20 protein-coding genes and 5 tRNA genes are annotated in these 18941 nt (G+C 33.5%); 15 read left to right on the top strand and 10 right to left on the bottom strand.

All coding sequences use genetic code 11. From position 1 onward, the window contains the following. Both C6H31_RS03730 and C6H31_RS03735 read left to right on the top strand, forming a co-directional pair. The gene (locus tag C6H31_RS03730) at nucleotides 1–1770 is read left to right on the top strand and encodes a peptidoglycan D,D-transpeptidase FtsI family protein (protein ID WP_104697482.1); all 1770 of its coding nucleotides are present in this window, start codon (nucleotides 1–3) and stop codon (nucleotides 1768–1770) included. A gap of 4 nt (nucleotides 1771–1774) precedes the next feature. Next, the gene (locus C6H31_RS03735; RefSeq protein WP_104697483.1) at nucleotides 1775–2473 is read left to right on the top strand and encodes a hypothetical protein; all 699 of its coding nucleotides are present in this window, start codon (nucleotides 1775–1777) and stop codon (nucleotides 2471–2473) included. Here the strand turns inward: C6H31_RS03735 and C6H31_RS07005 are convergent. The 7 genes from C6H31_RS07005 to recO form a co-directional block, all read right to left on the bottom strand. Next, nucleotides 2474–2549 (bottom strand) — tRNA-Glu (locus C6H31_RS07005). It abuts the gene before it with no gap. A 26-nt stretch (nucleotides 2550–2575) separates the two neighbouring features. Beyond that, nucleotides 2576–2652 (bottom strand) — tRNA-Asp (locus C6H31_RS03740). 6 nt (nucleotides 2653–2658) lie between these two features. After that, nucleotides 2659–2734 (bottom strand) — tRNA-Val (locus C6H31_RS03745). 31 nt (nucleotides 2735–2765) lie between these two features. After that, nucleotides 2766–2840, bottom strand: a tRNA-Glu gene (locus C6H31_RS03750). A 13-nt stretch (nucleotides 2841–2853) separates the two neighbouring features. After that, a tRNA-Lys gene (locus C6H31_RS03755) sits at nucleotides 2854–2929 on the bottom strand. 83 nt (nucleotides 2930–3012) lie between these two features. Beyond that, nucleotides 3013–3501 (bottom strand): CinA family protein, encoded by a 489-nt coding sequence (locus tag C6H31_RS03760; protein ID WP_158654744.1) that lies wholly within the window; start codon nucleotides 3499–3501, stop codon nucleotides 3013–3015. A 2-nt stretch (nucleotides 3502–3503) separates the two neighbouring features. Further along, entirely contained in the window at nucleotides 3504–4121 is a 618-nt protein-coding gene (gene recO, locus C6H31_RS03765; RefSeq protein WP_104697485.1) for a recombination protein RecO, read from the bottom strand. Between the two features lie 227 nt (nucleotides 4122–4348). Between recO and accD the strand changes: the two genes are divergently transcribed. Genes accD through C6H31_RS03785 form a run of 4 tightly spaced genes read left to right on the top strand, consistent with a single transcriptional unit; the run spans nucleotide 4349 to nucleotide 7048 of the window. Next, nucleotides 4349–5221 (top strand): acetyl-CoA carboxylase, carboxyltransferase subunit beta, encoded by an 873-nt coding sequence (accD, locus tag C6H31_RS03770; protein ID WP_104697486.1) that lies wholly within the window; start codon nucleotides 4349–4351, stop codon nucleotides 5219–5221. Further along, nucleotides 5193–5642: a 23S rRNA (pseudouridine(1915)-N(3))-methyltransferase RlmH gene (gene rlmH, locus C6H31_RS03775; protein WP_104697487.1), complete on the top strand. Its 450-nt coding sequence runs from the start codon at nucleotides 5193–5195 to the stop codon at nucleotides 5640–5642. The genes accD and rlmH overlap by 29 nt, the downstream gene beginning before the upstream one ends. Before the next feature lie 18 nt (nucleotides 5643–5660). Next, complete coding sequence (gene dksA / locus C6H31_RS03780) at nucleotides 5661–6032, top strand: RNA polymerase-binding protein DksA (protein ID WP_104697488.1); 372 nt, start codon at nucleotides 5661–5663, stop codon at nucleotides 6030–6032. Beyond that, complete coding sequence (locus C6H31_RS03785) at nucleotides 6029–7048, top strand: hypothetical protein (RefSeq protein ID WP_104697489.1); 1020 nt, start codon at nucleotides 6029–6031, stop codon at nucleotides 7046–7048. Before dksA ends, C6H31_RS03785 begins: the two co-directional genes overlap by 4 nt. Here C6H31_RS03785 and C6H31_RS03790 read toward each other — a convergent pair. Further along, on the bottom strand, nucleotides 7028–8395 hold the full coding sequence (locus tag C6H31_RS03790; protein WP_104697490.1) for an amino acid permease: 1368 nt from the start codon (nucleotides 8393–8395) through the stop codon (nucleotides 7028–7030). The genes C6H31_RS03785 and C6H31_RS03790 overlap by 21 nt on opposite strands. A gap of 58 nt (nucleotides 8396–8453) precedes the next feature. Continuing rightward, nucleotides 8454–10007, bottom strand: a complete 1554-nt coding sequence (locus tag C6H31_RS03795; RefSeq protein WP_158654745.1) for a phosphoethanolamine transferase — start codon at nucleotides 10005–10007, stop codon at nucleotides 8454–8456. Between the two features lie 186 nt (nucleotides 10008–10193). Here C6H31_RS03795 and C6H31_RS03800 point away from each other — a divergent pair, with 186 nt between their 5' ends. The 9 genes from C6H31_RS03800 (at nucleotide 10194) to C6H31_RS03840 (ending at nucleotide 18092) form a co-directional block, all read left to right on the top strand. Next, nucleotides 10194–11402 (top strand): argininosuccinate synthase, encoded by a 1209-nt coding sequence (locus C6H31_RS03800; protein WP_104697492.1) that lies wholly within the window; start codon nucleotides 10194–10196, stop codon nucleotides 11400–11402. A 500-nt stretch (nucleotides 11403–11902) separates the two neighbouring features. Continuing rightward, complete coding sequence (locus tag C6H31_RS03805; RefSeq protein ID WP_104697493.1) at nucleotides 11903–12484, top strand: NAD(P)H-dependent oxidoreductase; 582 nt, start codon at nucleotides 11903–11905, stop codon at nucleotides 12482–12484. Between the two features lie 8 nt (nucleotides 12485–12492). Further along, entirely contained in the window at nucleotides 12493–12906 is a 414-nt protein-coding gene (locus tag C6H31_RS03810; RefSeq protein WP_104697494.1) for a MerR family transcriptional regulator, read from the top strand. Nucleotides 12907–12998: 92 nt separating this feature from the next. Further along, complete coding sequence (locus C6H31_RS03815; protein ID WP_104697495.1) at nucleotides 12999–13457, top strand: (2Fe-2S)-binding protein; 459 nt, start codon at nucleotides 12999–13001, stop codon at nucleotides 13455–13457. Continuing rightward, nucleotides 13454–15589 (top strand): xanthine dehydrogenase family protein molybdopterin-binding subunit, encoded by a 2136-nt coding sequence (locus C6H31_RS03820; RefSeq protein WP_104697496.1) that lies wholly within the window; start codon nucleotides 13454–13456, stop codon nucleotides 15587–15589. The genes C6H31_RS03815 and C6H31_RS03820 overlap by 4 nt, the downstream gene beginning before the upstream one ends. Next, nucleotides 15589–16371, top strand: a complete 783-nt coding sequence (locus C6H31_RS03825; protein WP_104697497.1) for an XdhC family protein — start codon at nucleotides 15589–15591, stop codon at nucleotides 16369–16371. The genes C6H31_RS03820 and C6H31_RS03825 overlap by 1 nt, the downstream gene beginning before the upstream one ends. After that, entirely contained in the window at nucleotides 16359–16949 is a 591-nt protein-coding gene (locus C6H31_RS03830) for a sugar O-acetyltransferase (protein WP_104697498.1), read from the top strand. Before C6H31_RS03825 ends, C6H31_RS03830 begins: the two co-directional genes overlap by 13 nt. Then, nucleotides 16936–17505 (top strand): nucleotidyltransferase family protein, encoded by a 570-nt coding sequence (locus tag C6H31_RS03835; protein WP_158654746.1) that lies wholly within the window; start codon nucleotides 16936–16938, stop codon nucleotides 17503–17505. Before C6H31_RS03830 ends, C6H31_RS03835 begins: the two co-directional genes overlap by 14 nt. Before the next feature lie 254 nt (nucleotides 17506–17759). Continuing rightward, nucleotides 17760–18092, top strand: coding sequence for a putative quinol monooxygenase (locus C6H31_RS03840; RefSeq protein WP_199768131.1), 333 nt, complete (start codon nucleotides 17760–17762; stop codon nucleotides 18090–18092). Nucleotides 18093–18101: 9 nt separating this feature from the next. Here C6H31_RS03840 and C6H31_RS03845 read toward each other — a convergent pair whose 3' ends face one another. After that, the gene (locus C6H31_RS03845) at nucleotides 18102–18788 is read right to left on the bottom strand and encodes a di-trans,poly-cis-decaprenylcistransferase (RefSeq protein ID WP_104697500.1); all 687 of its coding nucleotides are present in this window, start codon (nucleotides 18786–18788) and stop codon (nucleotides 18102–18104) included. Between the last annotated feature and the right edge of the window lie 153 nt (nucleotides 18789–18941).

Raw genomic sequence — 18941 nt, forward strand, 5'->3', positions numbered from 1 at the left:
ATGGAAGTGCAATCTAGTTCAAAGAGTACAAGAGCCCTTAAGGTCTTTTTTACTCTCTCTTTTCTTTCTGTATGCGTTGCAATTTTTGCTTTTGTAATAAGCTATAAGGTTTTTTCAAACTCAAGTCGCAGTCTTTCTTTGATCACTTCAAAAACTGATATTGCAGTTAGAGGCGATATATTTAGTAGTGATGATTTTACACTAGCCTCAAGTAAAAAACTCTATAAAGTAAGTGTTAATACTAATTCCATCAATCCTGATAAGAAAGCACTTTTTGTTAGACTTTTCTCTATTTATAGTGGGATTGCAATCCCAGAAATCTTAGAAAAGCTTAAAAGAAGAGGATATGTAGTTTTATCATTTAATCTCACATCTGATGTTGCTAAGAATCTAAAACAACTAAATAGCAAGCTTTTGGCATTAAATGTGTTTCAAGAATATGTGGATAAAGATGGCAGATTCTTTCAGAAAATGGGCTTAAATGTTGAAGTTAGTGGTGTTAGCAGGGTTTATGCCTATAATGATGCTTTAGAGCCAGTTTTGGGTTATGTGCAAAAAAAGGAAGAGGGATTATTGACTAAACCAAATGGTATAAAGGGGGTTGAGAGATATTATAACCAACTTTTAGAACCCATAAAAGATGGTCTTTTAAAAGGAAAAAGAGATATAGGGTTTAATATTATTTATGATAGGGACACTCTAGTTCAAGATAGACAAGATGGGGCAGATATTTATCTGACAATTAATTTAAGATTGCAAAAGAAAATAGAAGCCCTTTTGGATAGTTTCAATACAAAATATCAAGCACAAGAGATTGTGGCAGGTGTAATGGATCCAAGTGATGGATCAATCTTGGTGCTTGCAACCACCAACCGTTTTGATCCAAAAAATATTTGGACAAATGATTATTTAAATGCCAGTATATCGGAGAAATCATTTGAGCCAGGTAGCACCATTAAGCCTATTGTATTTTCAATTCTTTTAGAAAAAAAGCTCATTAACCCCTTAGAATCCATTGATTTAAATAAGGGATTCTATCAATTGGGGAGATACACGATAAAAGATGACACATTCCCTGTAAAAAATTCTATAGTTCAAGATGTGCTCATTCGATCCAGTAATGTTGGGATGGTGAAATTAACCAAAAAATTAAGTGGGCAAGAATTTTATGATGGATTAAAAAGTTTTGGTATTTCAGAAACAACAGGGATTGATCTGCCATATGAAAAAAGTGGCGTGATACCAAGTCCAAAAAAGTTGTCGGGGGAAATTTATAAGGCAAGTGCCTCTTATGGGTATGGGTTGAGTAGTACTTTTATCCAATTATTAAGGGCATATGGCGCTTTTTGTAATGATGGTTTTTTAGTCACTCCTCATTTGGTTAGTAAAATTGTGGGTATTGATGGGGTTAAAACTTTTGAATTTGAGAAAAAGAGAGCCATTTCTGCTTCAACCGCTAGAAAAATTCAAGAGATTTTGATTAAAACTGTGGAAGATGGAACAGGCAAGAGAGCAAAAATTGATGGTTTAGTGGTTGGAGGCAAGACTGGAACTGCTAGGATTGCAAAAAAGGGAGGGGGGTATTATGACGATTTATATAATGGGTCATTTTTTGGTTTTGTAAGAATGGGAAGCAAAAACTATGTGATTGGTGTTGTAACCTTTGGATCTCATGGTAAAGAGGATTATTATGGAAGCCAGACAGCCGCTCCAGTTTTTAAGGAAATTGTTCAGGCAATGCAAAAGCAGGATTTTTTAAGAAAGGAATAGGAGAATGAAAAAAATATTTATTTTTTGCATTACAAGCTTATTGTTATGGTCATCAGATGTGAAGGAAAATATAATCAAAACCTTTAAGATAGAAGAGATTGATGTTCAGGTAATAGAGGTTAAGGAATTAAACAGTGGATTAAGTATCGCTATAATCCAACAAAATAATGGCGTGAGGATTCCTATTTTTACAACCAATGATGGGAAAAATGTTATGGGTATTGCCGAGCCTTTAATTTTTTCAAGTGATCATTATCAAGACATAATGCGTGATGTCTATAAAGAGGTAATGGATTATAATAAGCAAAGAAGTGATAAGGCAATTTTAGAAAATCTCAATCAGAATGCTTGGATTAATTTCAAGGGAAATGCTAAGAGTGGTAGTGTTTATCTGATACTTGATGCAAATTGTAAGTATTGCAAACAGGAATTTTCTAAAATAGATCAGTTGCTTAAAGATTATAAAGAAATCAAAGTGGTATTTTGTGGCTTGCTAGGTTTAAATTCTTTGCAAAAGGCTGCCCAAGTCTATCAAGATATAAAATCAATTACACAGCAAAAGGATAAAATAGCTTATTTGAAAAAAATATTTAGTGATGAAGTAAAGATTTCTGATAAGCTCAATACAGACTTTATTCAAAAGATTAATCAAGTGGCTATTGATGCTGGAATAACAGGTGTGCCATATATCATTATAAAATGATGGCGACCCCTGAAAGATTTGAACTTCCGTGACCACCTAGAAAGGGTGGTATCCTTGGCCACTAGATGAAGGGGTCGTAAAATAAAGGGATTATATTATTGATGGCGGAGCGGACGGGGCTCGAACCCGCGACCCCCTGCGTGACAGGCAGGTATTCTAACCAGCTGAACTACCGCTCCATAGAGTGGTGGTCGCTACAAGACTCGAACTTGTGACATCTACCTTGTAAGGGTAGCGCTCTACCAACTGAGCTAAGCGACCTATTGACAGAATAAGAAGAAGTAAGTAAAAGTGGTGACCCCTAGGGGACTCGAACCCCTGTAGCCACCGTGAAAGGGTGGTATCCTAACCGCTAGATGAAGGGGCCACTTCTACTATAATGGTGACCCGTGTTGGATTCGAACCAACGGCCCATTCCTTAAAAGGGAATTGCTCTACCAGCTGAGCTAACGGGTCTACTAACATAGACTTTTAAGTTTTCAAGTGATTTCTTCAACTAGGAAGCGGAATTATATTTCTTTTTTGAAAAAATGTCAAGACTATTTCAAAGATATTATAAATTTTAATGTTTCTCTAAAAATTAGAGTGCAGGCTTTAGTCTGTATCATGTGGCGATTACCCTTTAAAAGATAATGGAATAAATGGCTGTTTCCATTTTTATGCATTATGCCAAGATAAACATTGCCTACAGGATCATTAGTATTTTTTTGACTTGGCCCTGCAATTCCTGTGCTTGCAATGGCTATATCGCTATTAAAGCTATTGATAGATCCTTTAAGCATAGAATCTAATACTTCTAAGCTTGCTGGTTGATAGAGTTTTATTTTATCTTCTGGGACAGACAGCAGATTTGTTTTTATATCATTGCTGTAAGCAGTAATTCCCCCTAAAAAGCTATTTGATGCTCCATTAACTGAACTGAGATAATAACTTAATAAACCACCAGTGAAGCTCTCAGCTGTGCAAATCTTTATTTGTTGGCGATTAAGACTAGTAATAATCTTTTTTGCAAGAAAATGATTTAGCATTTTTAGATTCCTTGAAGTAATATTTGCCATAAATTTAGGGTTAATTTATCATTAAGTTTAACAGTGCTTTGATTGATTAAATACTCTTTTATATCATCAATAAAAAAAGATATGTTGGATCCAAGGCATTTTTGATGAGCTATAAGAAAGGATCTTGCGAGTGAAATTTGTCCTTGAAGTTCTTGAGAGCATAAAAAACAATGAGTAAAACTTGGGGTTCTACCTTCAAAATGAAGTAAAGATGCATACATTTCTAAAATTACCCTATAGGGATTTTGTAAAGCAAGCTTAATGGCACCATTATCTAGCATATCAAGATAGAAGCTATCAATATTTTCAATTCCTTGAAAGTGTTTATATAAGATTTGGAGGTAGCGTTGCCAGGCCTGCAAGCGCTCAAGATCTCTTTCCCAAATAAAATTTAATGCAGTAATATTTCTAATCTTTGGGATAAAGAGACCATTTTGCTCAACCTCAAAGTCAATTTTTTTTCCTAGTTGAATGGTACTGTGTCTTGCACCATAAAAGCGATAAAGTTTTTTGATTTTAGAGTGTGTAAGAATGTAAAGAAGTATATCTTCATTTTTTTGTGGAGTAATTTTAATGATATAGCCTTGCAAAAACCACCTCATTTTTAGATGTTATGATACTAAAAAGATAGTATAAAATGGGAGTTGTGATTGTATTTACTGGCTTGGTTTTGGTAAAAAAGATGCAGATTGTTTAAACAGAACACTTAGTTGAATTTAATTTAAAATTTAGAAAATAGAAAAAATACTTTAATAATAAACTAAGTAAATATTTTGATATGATTTTGTGGAACTTTATTTAGCATCAAGGAAAAAGAATGGGTTTTACAGATTTTCTAAAAAATCTTAAAAGAGATGAAAAAAGAGTGTCAAAAGACACTTCAACTTGTTGGATAAAGTGTGATGGTTGTGGGGCTTTAATGTATTACAAGGAAGTGCATTCTCAGATGTTTGTATGTCCGAAGTGTAATTATCATTTTAGAATTTCTGCTCTTGATCGTATTGGTATTTTATGCGATGAGGGAAGTTTTTTGGAATTTGATAAGGAATTAGCACCTATAGACCCACTTCAATTTGTTGATAAAGAAAGCTATAAGCAAAGGATACAAAAATATCAAAAAAAGACAGGGAGGCCAAGTTCTGTTATTTCTGGTCAAGCTAGAATTAATAAAATACCTGTGCAACTTGTTGTTTTTGATTTTGATTTTATGGGCGGTAGTTTGGGCTCCGTAGAAGGAGAAAAAATTGTAAGAGCTATTGATCGGGCAATTAAAATGAAGCAGGCTCTGATCATCTCTTCAACAAGTGGTGGAGCTAGAATGCAGGAATCTACTTTTTCATTAATGCAAATGGCAAAGACTTCTGCTGCGCTTAATAAATTATCTGAGGCAAAATTGCCATTTATTTCTTTACTGACAGATCCTACTTTTGGTGGTGTGAGTGCTTCCTTTGCTTTTTTGGGAGATTTGATTATTGCTGAACCAGGTGCAATGATTGGGTTTGCTGGAGCTAGGGTTATTAAGCAAACTATAGGAGCTGATTTACCCCAGGGTTTTCAAACAGCAGAGTTTTTATTAGAGCACGGACTGATTGATATGGTAGTGCATCGTAAGGATCTTAAAAAAACACTAAGTGATCTTATTGGAATACTGGTGTCAGAAAATGAGAATCAACCTATATTGTATAGCTAAGGATCAAAAGGAAGATGAACTCATATTGCATTATCAAAAGTTGTGCAGACAATTTAATGCGGAGTTAAAGATTTTTAACATTTTTAATTCTGAGATTCTAAAATCTCAGAAAAAAATAAAAAAAGAGGCTATGGCAGCATATACAAAAGCCTTGCTTCCCTATTTAAATCAAGGAAGCAATGTTATTTTACATCCCAAAGCAAAGATGATAGACAGCTTTGAGTTTTCTAAAATTTTGCAAGATAGTGTAGTAAGTTTTTTTATTGGTGGAGCTTATGGTTTTGAGGAAGAATTTTTAAAACGGGGTAGAGTTTTAAGTTTAAGCTCTTTGACATTTGCTCACAAGGTTGCAAAAATTGTTCTATGTGAGCAAATTTATAGAGGTTTAAGTCTTTTGAATCATCACCCTTATCACAAATAGGAGTTACAAGGAGGAAAGATGATAGAGCCTAGTGAGAAGCAAAAATTAAAGCAAATTTTAGAATCTAGATTGGAAGAAATTTTGCAAAACATTGATTTGAGTAATCATAATATTGATGAGTTATTTAAGATGAATTTAAATGATGCATCAGATATTGTCTCAGCGAATTTGCAAAATAATCTTAATTCTTTGATCATTCAAAAAAATGATAGGGAGATTAGAGATATTATCAAAGCTTTAAAAAAGATTACAAAAAATACTTATGGGATTTGTGAAATGTGTGATGAAATTATTAATATAGAGCGTTTAAAGATAAAACCTCACGCAAAATTTTGTATAAAATGTCGTGAGATTTATGAAAGGGAAAAAAAAGGCAAGGAGCGTAAATGAAATTAAAGTACTATATTGCTTCTGTGGTATTAATAGTGCTAGTGGTTGGGATATGTGCCTATAACTTCCTTCCCAAGGAATTTCTTGTTTCAATATCAATGCAAGATGGCAAGGTTTTTACCGTGCCACTTATTGTTTTATTGGGTATTTTTGCAGGTATTTTATTTTTACTTGGATTATTGTTTTTTGCAATAGATTGGGTTGTAAGCAGGATTAGTGTTTTTTACCAACAAAAAGATTTGCAACAATTAATATTGCAGATTCTAGATCAGGCCTGCAGAGATAATTATACGCCCATAAGCTATCGGGATCGTAATTTTTTAACTTTATCAAAGATATTAAAAAGATTCTCCTTAACTCCAAAGCTTGATAGCCAAAATAGTGGAATCAATAAAGTTGATAGAATTTTTGAAGTATTTAATCAAGTTGAGTTGGGATATGAGCAGGATTTAAAAAAATACCACCTATCTTTGGATAATAGTTTTTATATTAAAAATATTTTAAATCGATTAAAGAAAGATTATAGGCTGGGTTTTAGCATTCTAGCAGATGGCGATTATAGTGAGGAAGTTAAAGAAAAAGTATTTTTAAGTATTTTAAATAGATGTAATCAAAAAGAAATTACAAAAATTTTAGAAAATACCACTTATTTATCAAAGACGATGCTATTTGAAGCAGTTGAAGCATATAAGAAACTTCAATTTATGATTGATGATAAGATGATGGTTCAATTTTGTAAAAAAGCTAATTTTGAAGCCTCTGATTACATATGGCTGACAAAAAAGTTGAAAGGATTTTTTGGTCCAGATGAATGGCTAAAGTTTTTTGAAAATCTTACTCTTTTGGAAGAAAAGGCAGAGCTTAGTTTCTTATATATTCTTTGTGATCTAGAAATGATCTCTCAAGTTGAGCAAAGACTCTCCAATATCCAAAAAGATGATTTTTTAGCTGTGAGAGCCTTCATAGACCTAAGAAAACAAGGAAAGGGGTATCCTCTAGATCTCTTTTTCCTTTGATTTTCTATTTTGTAGGAAATACGCACCATAACAAATAGCAATAAAAATTAAGGTTGCAATAATAGCAATTTGTTGAGTTGTATCAAACCAACAACCTATAATAGAAGCTCCGCATAAAAATAGGGCTATTAGTGGAGTAAAAGGCATAAATGGAGTCTTATAAGGGAGCTTTTCAAGCATTTCTTTGGTGCATTTTTTTCTAAAGTTATACTGTGCAAGACTTACAGACATCCAAGTGAGAATGGAAGTGAAGCCAGAGACTCCAATTAGGGTTGAAAATACAATTTCTGGTGCAAAAACCAAAGAACCAAGCGCGCTCAATGAGCCAAGCATTGAAAAAATTACAGCATTTGTGGGAATACCTCTCTTATTAACTTTTCCAAAAAAAGCAGGAAGCTGCTTATCTTTTCCTAGGCTCCAGAGCATTCTTGATGAGGCATAGAGTCCAGAATTACTTACAGAAAAAATTGCAATGATAATAACAAAATTCATAATATCACCCGCATAAGGGATACCTATGCGATCTAAAACTGCTACAAATGGACTTGTGGTAATTCTTGCATCATTGTAGGGCAATAGTGTTGCGATAATAAAAACAGTACCAATAAAAAATACAACCAATCTCCATAAAGTCGCATTAATAGCCCTAGGCATAGCTACTTGAGGATTTTTTGTTTCACCCACGGCAACTCCAATCACTTCAGTTCCAGAAAAGGCAAAATTAACCGCTAAAATTGTCATTAAGATTGCAGAGGCTCCATTTGGAAACCAACCATCTTTATAGTAGTTTTGGAAAGTATCAGCAACTCCAATTTGAAAAATATTAAAAAGGATTATGCCTGCACCAAAGAATAAAAAAATGACAACTGCAGCAACTTTAATAAATGAAAATAAAAATTCACCTTCAGCAAAAATTTTCACTGTCCAGATATTTAGAGAAAAGATAATGATGCCAAAAATACTTGCCCATATCCATACATCCACATTTGGAAACCATTTTTGCATCATCAACCCAACAGCAGTAAATTCTCCTCCAAGAGCAGCTACCCAAGTAAGCCAATACAGCCAAGTTACAACATAGCCAGTGCTTGGGCTAATAAAACGATGTGCATAATCACCAAAGCTTGCGGTATTTGGAAAACTTGAGCTAAGTTCTCCTAAGCTCAACATTACTGTATAAACAATAATTGCACCAACACAATAGGACAAAAGTGTTCCAAGAGCTCCTGCGTGATGTAAATTTTCTCCAGTTGCCACAAAAAGACCTGTTCCAATTACGCCACCAAAAGCAATCATCATAAGATGACGCTCTTTCATCACTCTATGAAAGCCTTCTTTATTCTCCATAAAATTCAATCCACCTTGTTATTTTGTAAAAAAATAAAAGCCCCCATTTTAGCATAAATTATTGCGTAACCCCGATGATATCAAGCTTATTGTTATAATCTTTAGTGTGAATATTTAAAAAATGCAACAGGGTATGAAAAACCTCATCATGGCTTAGAGTTCTATGTTCTTTTATTTTTAAATCTTTAAAAAAAATCTCTCTCAAACCTTTGTTTAGCCAAATATATGAAGGAATATGTTTTTGATTTTTTGGTGCAAGATTATAAGGAAGCCCTCCGTGCATGAATTGCCCATACTCTCCAAGACTTTCACCATGATCACTAACATACCAAAGCCCAGCATCTAGAGGAGATTTCTCTAGCGCACGAATAATTTGGCTAATGATATAATCACTATAGCGTAAAGAATTATCATAAGCATTAACCAATTCCTCTTGAGTACATTTTTGAAGATTCTCTTCCTGGCATATAGGTTTAAAAAACTCAAATTCTTTTGGATATCGTTCAAAATATTTGCTTCCGTGGCTTCCTCTTAAGTTTATCACCAAAAAGGTATTATTTTTTGCATCTTGAATGATATGTTGTATTTCTTTAAGCATATCACCATCAAGGTGACCTTCATTATAATAGGATATGTTTTTAATCCTTTTGCAGACATCTCCCATACAAGTTCCCCCATTATTGCTTATCCACCAAACATCATACTTTACTCTTTGTGCGATGTCTAAGATATTATCACGGAATAAGCTTAGGTTTCTTGAAGTATAGGTTTGGTGTGTAAGGTCTGTAAGTAGGCAAGGAATACTGATTGCCGTGATAATACCGCAAGAGTAAAAATCCTCAAAATTAATCAAATCAAAGGATTTTATAAAAGGATTGGTAGGTCTTTGGTAACCATTGAGTTCAAAGTTTTCAGCCCTCGCACTCTCTCCAATTACAAGAGTAAAAATTTTAGGTCTATCATTTTGGCTTAAAGTTGCATCCAGTCCTACAAAGGTGTAAGAATGTGGAGTGTGAAGCGCGTTTGACATGTAGCGAATGGTGGATCGGATAGGACCAACAGGATTTAGCATATCAATAGTTGGTTTATAGGCTTTAAAGGTAAAGATAATATTTTTTCCATTAAAAAACCATATTGCAATAAGACCAAAAAAATAAAAAAGAATTAACAAAAGTTTTGTTTTTAATAAGGATTTTTTAACTTTGATGCCAAAAATAACACATAAGGGGAGTATAGCAAGGACAAGGATTTTTAGTATAGCCCAAAAACTTATAAAATCCCTAGCTTCTTGAGCATTGGTTTTAAATAAGCTCTCAATAATCATTGGATTAATGCTAATATTGAAAGTATCCATATAATAGGCACTAAGGGCACCTATAGCTACCAAAAGAGTTAGAAAAATACGATAAGTAAAAATACAATTTAAAATTTCTAGAATCAAGGCATAAAGGAAGAGAAGAAAAGTAGCTATGTATAAGATTGAAGGCTGAAAAAATGAAGAAAGCTCCAGTGTTGTTTTTATAGTTTTCCAAAAGGTATTTTGATAGATAAATACAAAAAAACAACTCACAAAAAAAATAATAAAATGGTAGTTCTTGATTAATTTTTTCAAAGACAAGGCCTTGTTGAGATACTCTGAAATGCTTTTTATGCCACAGATTCTAGCACAACTTTTCTAGCTTATGATAAAATCACAGAACTTAAAAAATATCAAAAATATGCAGGATAAAAGGGTAGGATTTAAAAATTTTATTTTTATATTTTTGGTTTTAAAAAGAGATATAAAAAGGATATTGAGATGGTTAAAAAGGTAGTTTTAGCTTATTCTGGAGGACTAGATACAAGTGTGATTTTAAAATGGCTAGGTGATACTTATAATTGCGAAGTCATCACTTTTACTGCAGATATTGGGCAGGGAGAAGAAGTAGAGCCTGCAAGACTTAAGGCTCAAAAGTTAGGAATTAAACCAGAAAATATTTTTATAGAGGATTTAAGAGAAGAATTTATCAAGGATTTTGTATTCCCAATGTTTCGTGCAAACACAATTTATGAGGGAGAGTATCTCTTAGGCACAAGCATAGCACGACCTCTGATTGCAAAAAGATTGGTAGAGATTGCAGCTCTCAAGGGTGCTGATGCTATTGCACATGGGGCTACTGGAAAGGGAAATGATCAGGTGAGATTTGAGTTAGGTGCCTATGCACTAAATCCTGATATTAAAGTGATTGCTCCTTGGAGAGAGTGGGATTTAAATAGTAGAGAGAAGCTTTTAGCATATGCACAAGAAGCTGGAATTGAAATTGAAAAGAAAAAAAATAAATCCCCATATTCTATGGATGCAAATTTATTGCATATTTCTTATGAGGGACAGATTCTAGAAGATCCAAATATGGCACCTGAAGAGGATATGTGGCGATGGACAAAATCGCCTAAGGAAGCACCCAATGAAGCTGAAGTCATTACAATTGAATTTAAACAAGGAGATGGGGTAGCAATCAATGGAGATATGCTCTCTCCTGCGCAATTTTGGGAAAAATTAAATGAGCTTGGATGTAAGCATGGAATTGGTAGATTGGATCTTGTAGAAAATCGCTATGTGGGGATGAAATCGCGTGGTTGCTATGAGACACCAGGGGGAAGTATTTATCTAAAGGCTCATCGTGCAATTGAATCTTTATGCCTAGATAGAGAGGCGATGCATCTTAAAGATGAAATAATGCCAAAGTATGCAAGTTTAATTTACAATGGCTATTGGTTTTCTCCAGAAAGAGAGGCTTTGCAGGCACTGATTGATAAAACTCAAGAAAGAGTTGAGGGGATTGTGAGACTAGAGCTTTATAAAGGGAATGTAACAATCTTGGGTAGAGAATCTAAGAATTCTTTGTTTGATGCTGCTTATAGCACTTTTGAAGAAGATAGTGTTTATAACCAAAAAGATGCAGCAGGTTTTATTAAGTTGAATGCATTGCGCTTTATTATCGCAGGTAAAGCAGGTTTAAAAAAATAATTGGTTTAGTTGCTAAAAATAAATAAAAATCTTAGAATCTAGCTAGATTCTAAGAGATACTTTTAGAGTTGTTTTCTTCTTACTTGGATTAAAATCAATTTTTCTTTTTGATAAAAATATTTTATCCCTTGAGTATTTAAAAATACTCTTTTATAGGGTTATTAGTTTTTAGTTCTTTTAATGGTTGCTTGGATTTTAAAAGAAATAAGTGATAAAAGATTGTATGAGTTTAGTATTTTGTGGTTTGCTCTCACATAGATTATAAAAGTTTGTGTTTTTTTAGAGATTGCAAAGATGATGTGAAACCATAATTTATGATAGCTTTACCCCGGCCATCCCTCCATTTTTATACACACCTTATTGCCTTATTTAATCTAAAGTTTTTAATCTGCTCTTGACTGATAGCTACTCTCATCTTTTATAATTAAATGCTAATTTTTGTAGCTAATTTTAGTTGCTTGTGTTTTTTAGGGTTAAGACTAAATTTTTAAGGATAAAAAATGAAAAATATTTTACTTTTAAATGGTGCTAAGGTTTTTGGGGCTTCTGAGGGAAGAATTAATAATACATTGCATAATCTAGCCATAGAAGTTTTAAGTGATTTGGGTTATAAGATACAGCAAACTCATATAGACAAAGGATATATCCTTGAAGATGAGGTGCAAAAGATTTTAGATTCTGATGTGATGATTTATCAAATGCCTGCTTGGTGGATGGGGGAACCTTGGATTGTAAAGAAGTATATAGATGAGGTTTTTATGGGCCTTTATGGAAAGCTTTTTAGTGGAGATGGTAGAAGCAGGGATGATGAGAGTAAAAAATATGGCAGTGGCGGATTAAATCATCATAAAAAATATCTTTTCTCCATGACTTGGAATGCGCCACTAGAGGCTTTTATAGAAAAAAATCAATTTTTTGAAGGAGTGGGAATTGATGGAGTATTGTTTCATTTACATAAAGCACATCAGTTTATTGGAATGCAGGCTTTAGAGAGTTTTGCTTGCTTTAATGTGATCAAAGATCCACAGGTGCAACAATATAAGAAAGATTATGAAGCACATCTTAGAAAAATTTTTGGTTAAGGAAATCAATGGCATATACAATTATTGAAGTAGAAAGACAAACAGGCATCTCTTCGCATACCCTAAGATTTTGGATCAAAAAGGGTTTGTTTCCTTTTATTCAAAGAGATAAAAATGGTGTGAAATATTTTTCTCAAAGAGATATTGATTGGGCATTGTGGGTGGAGTGTTTGAGATCCATGCAAATGAGCTTAGAAGATATAAAAAAATATATTCTTTCAGCATCTCAAGGAATGGATAGCATCAAAGAGAGAAAAGAAATGCTCTGCAAACAGAGAAATAAAGTAAAACAACTGCTAAAAACCACTAAGAAATCCTTAGAGATGGTGGAGCACAAAATAAAGATTTATGAAGAAATGATACAAAGTGGTAAAGATTTATTAAATCCAGAAAGCAAGGATTATTATAAAAATCAAGAATGATCTTTAGCCTAAAAAGTTTTTAATCTACTCTTGACTGATAGCTACTCTCATCTTTTATAATTGTATTTTAATCCTTTAGTAAGTGAGTAAAAATGCAAAGTTTATTAGTTGATGGCAAAAGTTATGATGTAAGCAATGTGCCCGAAGATACCCCTATTTTATGGGTTTTGAGAGATTATTTAAATCTCACAGGGGCAAAATTTGGTTGTGGTGTTGGGTCCTGTGGTGCCTGCTCTATTTTATTAGATAATGAGGTAATAAGGGGTTGCTCTACTGCTTTAAAAGAAGCACAGGGAAAAGAAATAAAAACCATTGAAAATATTCAAGATAGAGAAATCAATCTTTTAAGAAAATACTGGATAGAAGAAGATGTTGCGCAATGTGGCTATTGCCAACCTGGGCAAATTGTCAATGCAGCAGGTCTTTTAAAAAGTAAAAAAAATCCTACAAAACAAGAAATTATTGAAGCAATGACTGGAAATTTATGTCGCTGTGGAACTTACAACAAAATTTTAAGTGCAATTGAAAAGACATCAAAGGAACTTGTATGAATAGGAGAGATTTTCTAAAATATACTTCAAGTTTATCAGGGGCTTTATTAGTTAGTTTTTACATACCATCAAAATCAAAAGCAGATGTGTTGCCACAAGATCAAAGCTTTAGGGCAAATGCTTTTATTGAAATTGCAAGGGATAATACTATTAGTTTTATGCTAGCTAATGTAGAGATGGGGCAGGGTGCTTATAGCGGAATTGCTACTTGTATTGCTGATGAGCTAGATGCAAAATGGGAAGAAATTATCTTTAAGCCAGCTCCTGTGGATCCTATCTATGCAGAACCTAGTTGGGGTTTGATGATCACAGGAGGATCACGCACTATCCGTAATAATCAAGAATATGTTAGAGGATTTGGTGCGACTTTAAGATTGATGCTAAAAATGGCCGCAGCAAAGAGACTAGGTGTAGCAGTCAAAGATTTAAAAACTAAAGATTCCTATGTAATTTATAAAGATAAGAAAATTGCATATGGGGATTTGATTGATGAGTTAAGGGTAATGCAAGTGCCACAGAATGCACCACTTAAAACCCCACAAGAATATAATCTTATTGGCAAACCAAATAAGCGTCATCCTCTTGAAGTGATGGAAAAAATTACAGGTAAAGCAAGGTTTGGAATTGATACAAGATTGCCTAATCTAAAATTTGCAGCCATTATACAACCTAGGGTTTTTGGAGCAAAGATAAAGAGTTTTGATGCTAAAGAAGCTTTAAAAATGGATGGAATCTTAAAGGTTAAGCGACTGCCTAACCAAAAAATTGCCATTATTGCCAATACCTGGTATCAAGCAAGAGAGGCATTACAAAAAGTTCAAGTTAATTGGGATGAGGGAGATTTTGCAAAGGTAAGCAGTGAAGATTTATATACCCAATATAAACAAATCTTACAAAGGCAGGATTTGCCTGTGATGAGAAAAGAAGGCGATAGCAATAAAGCCTTTAAAGAGGCCTATAAGGTTGTGAGTGCAGAATATTCTTTTCCCTTTTTAGCACATGCTCCTATGGAGCCACTAAATTGCACAATCCATCATCAAGGAGATAAGGCTTTAGTAGTGCTTGGGGGACAATTTCAGGGAATTTACAGGGATTTTTGTGCAAATATTTTAGGGGTTAAAAGTGAGAATGTGGAGTATCAAACCCCTTATCTTGGAGGAAGTTTTGGAAGAAGGGGAAGTATCAATAAAATGGAGTTAGACTGCATTGGTGATGCAGCCTATACTGCTAAAGATGAGCCCTATCCTATTATGACACTATGGAGTAGAGAGGATGATATCCAAATGGGTTGGTATCGTCCCTTGACACTTGCAAAAGTAAGAATTGCACTGAATAAAAAAGGAGAGATGACTGCATTAGAGGGGGCTGTCATCAATCAATCCCTAACAAAAGGCACATTATTTGAAAAAGCAAGTTTTGTAGATGGAATTGATCACACACAAAGAGAGGGATTAGAAAATCATCCCTATAGTATTGCAAGCCATAATTTGAGTGCTTTTTGTCCAGAATTGCCCATACCTGCTTTATGGCTTAGGTCTGTAGGGCACACGGTTTCTGCTCCTATTATTGAAAATATTATTGATGAAGCAGCATTTGCACTTGGTGAGGATCCTCTGGATTTTAGAATTAAAAATATTAAAAATCCTCGTTTTGTGAATCTATTAAAAAGAGTAGCCCAAAGAAGCAATTGGTATGAGAGAGAAAAAGGCAGTGGCTATGGTGTGGCAATTGCTGAGTCTTTTGGTAGTATCGTAGCTTGTGTGGTTAAGGTTTTGGTGCAAGATAAGGATTATAGGGTGCAAAAAATTTGGTTTGGGGTTGATTGTGGCTTTGCATTTAATCCCTTGGCAGTGGAACAACAAATGATTAGCGCGGCAAATTTTGCAATTGGCTATACAAAATATGCCAAAATAACGATCAAAAATGGTGCTACAGAGCAGGAGAATTTCTATGATTATTCCCTTAATACAATTGCAGATGCTCCTGATTTAATTGATGTATCCATTATCAACTCAGGAGATAAGATTGGTGGAATTGGAGAAGTGGGGGTTCCGCCTGTTTTTGCAGGAATTATCAACGCGCTTTATGATGCTACAAAGAAGCGTTATACGCATTTTCCGGTGGTATTATAATGTTTATCCACAGGCGTTTTTTAGATTTTTTTTATCAAGCTAAAGCCACTCAACTTGATTTGGTTTTGGTGCAAGTAAGTAGAACCAAAGGTTCTACTTTTGCAAAAAAAGAAGATTTGATGATTTTTAACTCTCACTTAGATTCTGAGGGATGTTTAGGAGGCAATACACTTTGTGAAAAACTGAAGCAGTTTGCTAAATTAGCCCTAGAAACAAAAAAACCACAAATCTTTGTAAATTCTCCAAAAGATACAACGCACGGGGAAACTGAGTTTGTAATTACACCTTATTTTTTTAAAGAAGACTATAATCATTTGGAAAAATTTTTAGGACAAAATTTTTGGGTTTTAGTTTTTGGAGGTGGGAGTATTTCCACAGCTTTTTTGGAGCTTGCAAGGTTTATGGGATGGCGTATCTGTCTAATTGATACAAAGAGAGATAAAAAAAGTATAGCACTTAGTGATTCTTTTATTTTCCTAAAAGAATCTGAAGAAATTTTTGATCTTTCTTTGAGAATTTATCATAGTGCAGTCATTTTAAATCATTGTGCCAAAGAAGAAAAAAGCTATATTACAGCCTTAGTGCAAAGCCCCATTAGATATATTGGAATCATGGGGAATAAAACTAGAATGCAAAAAATGTTAAAAGATCTAGATTTATTAGAGGATAAAAGAATCTTTGCACCTATAGGGTTAGATTTAGGAAAAGGAGATGCTTATACAATAGCTCTTTGTATTTGTGCACAAATACAAAAACTAAAAGGAGAAAAATGGATATTTTAGAGAGAGATTTAAAAGGTGAATTGGTGAGTACAGATGATAAAGATTTTTATAAGATTTTAGAGATTATCACACAGACACAAAAACTCATAAGTAAGCTCAATACGGGGTATCACGAACCCAAAAAAGTAAGAGAGATTTTTTCTCAAATTATTGGCAAGGATGTGGATCCTTCTGTATGGATTTTGCCTCCATTTTATACAGATTTTGGTCGCAATATTGAAGTTGGAAAAAATTTTTTTATGAATTCGTGTTGCACCTTGATGGATAGGGGTGGAATTTATATTGGTGATGATGTTTTTATTGCTCCTAAGGTTAATCTCACCACCATTAATCATGATTTTAATCCCTATAATCGTCGTGCTACCTTTTGTAAGCCCATTGTAATTGAAGATAGGGTTTGGATAGGTATTGGTGCAACAGTTTGTCCAGGCGTAAGAGTTGGAGAAAACTCTATCATTGGGGCTGGAAGCGTTGTAACTAAAGATGTTCCTAAAAATAGTATTGTAGGTGGCAACCCTGCTAGAATCATTAGAAAAATAGATTGTGTGCCACATAGAGAAAAGATTGAAACAAGATAATTTAGCCATACTAATTCTTGCAGGAGGGTTATCCAAGAGATTGGGCTATCCCAAGCAATTGGTGGAATATCAAGGTCAGAGCCTTTTGCAAAATTCTATTGTAAAATCTCTAAGTGTATGCAAGAATGTATATGTGCTTTTAGGCAATATGTTTGAAGAGTGTAAAAAACAAAGTCAGGGTGCAAAGATTATTTATCATCAAGATTATGATAAGGGTATAGGTAGCTCAATTAAGGCAGGGGTGAGGGAGCTATTAGATTTTGATTTTATACTTATTACCCTTTGTGACTACCCACTCTTGCCACAGGAGCATTTAAGGGCTTTGATAGATCATAGGGACACTCAAAAAATTACAGCAACTCTTTGTGATAATTTTTTATCCTCACCTGCAATTTTTCCTAAGAAAATTTATCCCTTGCTTTTAGAATTAGAGGATAAAAAAGGAGCAAAGACAATCATTCAAAATAATCCTAATATTCCCGTAAAACTTGATAAAAAATATCTTTTAGACATTGATACAACAGAAGATATAAAAAGACTTTCTAGTCTAATTTAATCTAGCACCAAATATAAGTTTTTAAAAGAATATTTTATAAATACACCTGAGATATTACCACTTAGATTAGATTTTTTAGTCCAAATCACACTTCTTTATTCGGAATCTTTTTCTTGACTGATAGCTACTCTTATCTTTTATACTTTTGCTTTGTGATCTTTTTTAGTAAGTTGGCTTAAAGTTTAGCTTGATAATACTTTTAACTAAGCCATTTTGGAGCAATAGAATAAAAAATATTTTATATTTGTGTTTTTATGATGATAGGTGTAGCAAATGATTATTTTGTGCGTGTAGCAGAGATTATTGTTGATGTGAAGTATTTACAGGATTATAAAAAATTACTAAAAGAGGGGGTAGAAGCTTCGATGAAGCTTGAGGATGGGGTGATTTTACTTTATCCTGTCGTTGATAGACAAAGACCAAATTATTTTTATGTACTTGAAATTTATGCAAATAAAAAAGCTTATCAACAACATATTAAGACAGATCATTTTTTAAAGTATAAAAGAGAGACTGAGCATATGGTTTTAAAATTAGAATTGATTGATGTAAATCCACTTGTGTTTGTGAAAAGTTTTAAAAGATAAGTCAAAAAATCACAGACCACCAAATCTACGATTTCTAATCTTGTATTGTTGAATGATCTCTTCTAGTTCTTTGGAAGTAAAATTTGGCCATAAGGTTTTAGAAAAATATAGCTCTGCGTAGCTTGATTGCCACAGTAGAAAATTTGAAATTCTTTGCTCCCCTCCTGTTCTAATTAATAAATCCACATCAGGGACGTTATGGGTATCAAGGTTTTGTTGGATGCTTTGCTCAAGATTTTCTAAATCATAGCTTTGGTTTAAAATCATTTTTTTAAAACATCTTGCAATTTCGTTTCTACTTCCGTAGTTTAGAGCAAGACATTGGGTAAGATTGTTAAAAGATTTTGTACATTCTTCAAGATCTAATATCATTTCTTTTAAAGGAGTGCTAAAAGAGGATAAATCCCCGATTGCCTTAAACTGAATTTGATTTTGTAAATATGTGGTTTTTTCTTTTTTTAAATATTGCAGTAAAAGCTTCATCAAAAAATCTACTTCTTTTTTGGGGCGTTTCCAATTTTCTGTAGAAAATGCATAGAGTGTTAAATAGGAAATGGAATTTTTTGCACACCATATAGTTATATCTCTTACAATTTTTGCACCTGCTTTATGGCCTTCTGATCGGCTTTTATTGTGATCTTGTGCCCATCTTCCATTTCCATCCATAATAATTGCAAGATGTGTTAATGGGTTCACCTTGCCTCCTTATGCTCTTTTTTAGTGTGAATGGGATTGTATCAAAAATAATATAAAGCTATTCTCTTATGTTATCTAGAACTTAAAATAACTATAAAGATTCTATTAAAACCATACAAAATGATAGAATTACAAAAAGTAAAAAAATGTATT

Source organism: Helicobacter sp. 'house sparrow 1' (assembly GCF_900199585.1).
In the GTDB taxonomy this organism is placed as follows: Bacteria; Campylobacterota; Campylobacteria; order Campylobacterales; family Helicobacteraceae; genus Helicobacter_H.

Coding starts and splice junctions, on each gene's coding strand:
- C6H31_RS03790 (WP_104697490.1), bottom strand. CDS start 8,395: ATGGAGAATAAAGAAGGCTTTCATAGAGTGATGAAAGAGCGTCATCTT.
- C6H31_RS03800 (WP_104697492.1), top strand. CDS start 10,194: ATGGTTAAAAAGGTAGTTTTAGCTTATTCTGGAGGACTAGATACAAGT.
- rlmH (WP_104697487.1), top strand. CDS start 5,193: ATGAGAATCAACCTATATTGTATAGCTAAGGATCAAAAGGAAGATGAA.
- C6H31_RS03825 (WP_104697497.1), top strand. CDS start 15,589: ATGTTTATCCACAGGCGTTTTTTAGATTTTTTTTATCAAGCTAAAGCC.
- dksA (WP_104697488.1), top strand. CDS start 5,661: ATGATAGAGCCTAGTGAGAAGCAAAAATTAAAGCAAATTTTAGAATCT.
- C6H31_RS03735 (WP_104697483.1), top strand. CDS start 1,775: ATGAAAAAAATATTTATTTTTTGCATTACAAGCTTATTGTTATGGTCA.
- C6H31_RS03820 (WP_104697496.1), top strand. CDS start 13,454: ATGAATAGGAGAGATTTTCTAAAATATACTTCAAGTTTATCAGGGGCT.
- C6H31_RS03830 (WP_104697498.1), top strand. CDS start 16,359: ATGGATATTTTAGAGAGAGATTTAAAAGGTGAATTGGTGAGTACAGAT.
- C6H31_RS03810 (WP_104697494.1), top strand. CDS start 12,493: ATGGCATATACAATTATTGAAGTAGAAAGACAAACAGGCATCTCTTCG.
- accD (WP_104697486.1), top strand. CDS start 4,349: ATGGGTTTTACAGATTTTCTAAAAAATCTTAAAAGAGATGAAAAAAGA.
- C6H31_RS03840 (WP_199768131.1), top strand. CDS start 17,760: ATGATGATAGGTGTAGCAAATGATTATTTTGTGCGTGTAGCAGAGATT.
- C6H31_RS03805 (WP_104697493.1), top strand. CDS start 11,903: ATGAAAAATATTTTACTTTTAAATGGTGCTAAGGTTTTTGGGGCTTCT.
- C6H31_RS03785 (WP_104697489.1), top strand. CDS start 6,029: ATGAAATTAAAGTACTATATTGCTTCTGTGGTATTAATAGTGCTAGTG.
- C6H31_RS03815 (WP_104697495.1), top strand. CDS start 12,999: ATGCAAAGTTTATTAGTTGATGGCAAAAGTTATGATGTAAGCAATGTG.
- C6H31_RS03730 (WP_104697482.1), top strand. CDS start 1: ATGGAAGTGCAATCTAGTTCAAAGAGTACAAGAGCCCTTAAGGTCTTT.
- C6H31_RS03760 (WP_158654744.1), bottom strand. CDS start 3,501: ATGCTAAATCATTTTCTTGCAAAAAAGATTATTACTAGTCTTAATCGC.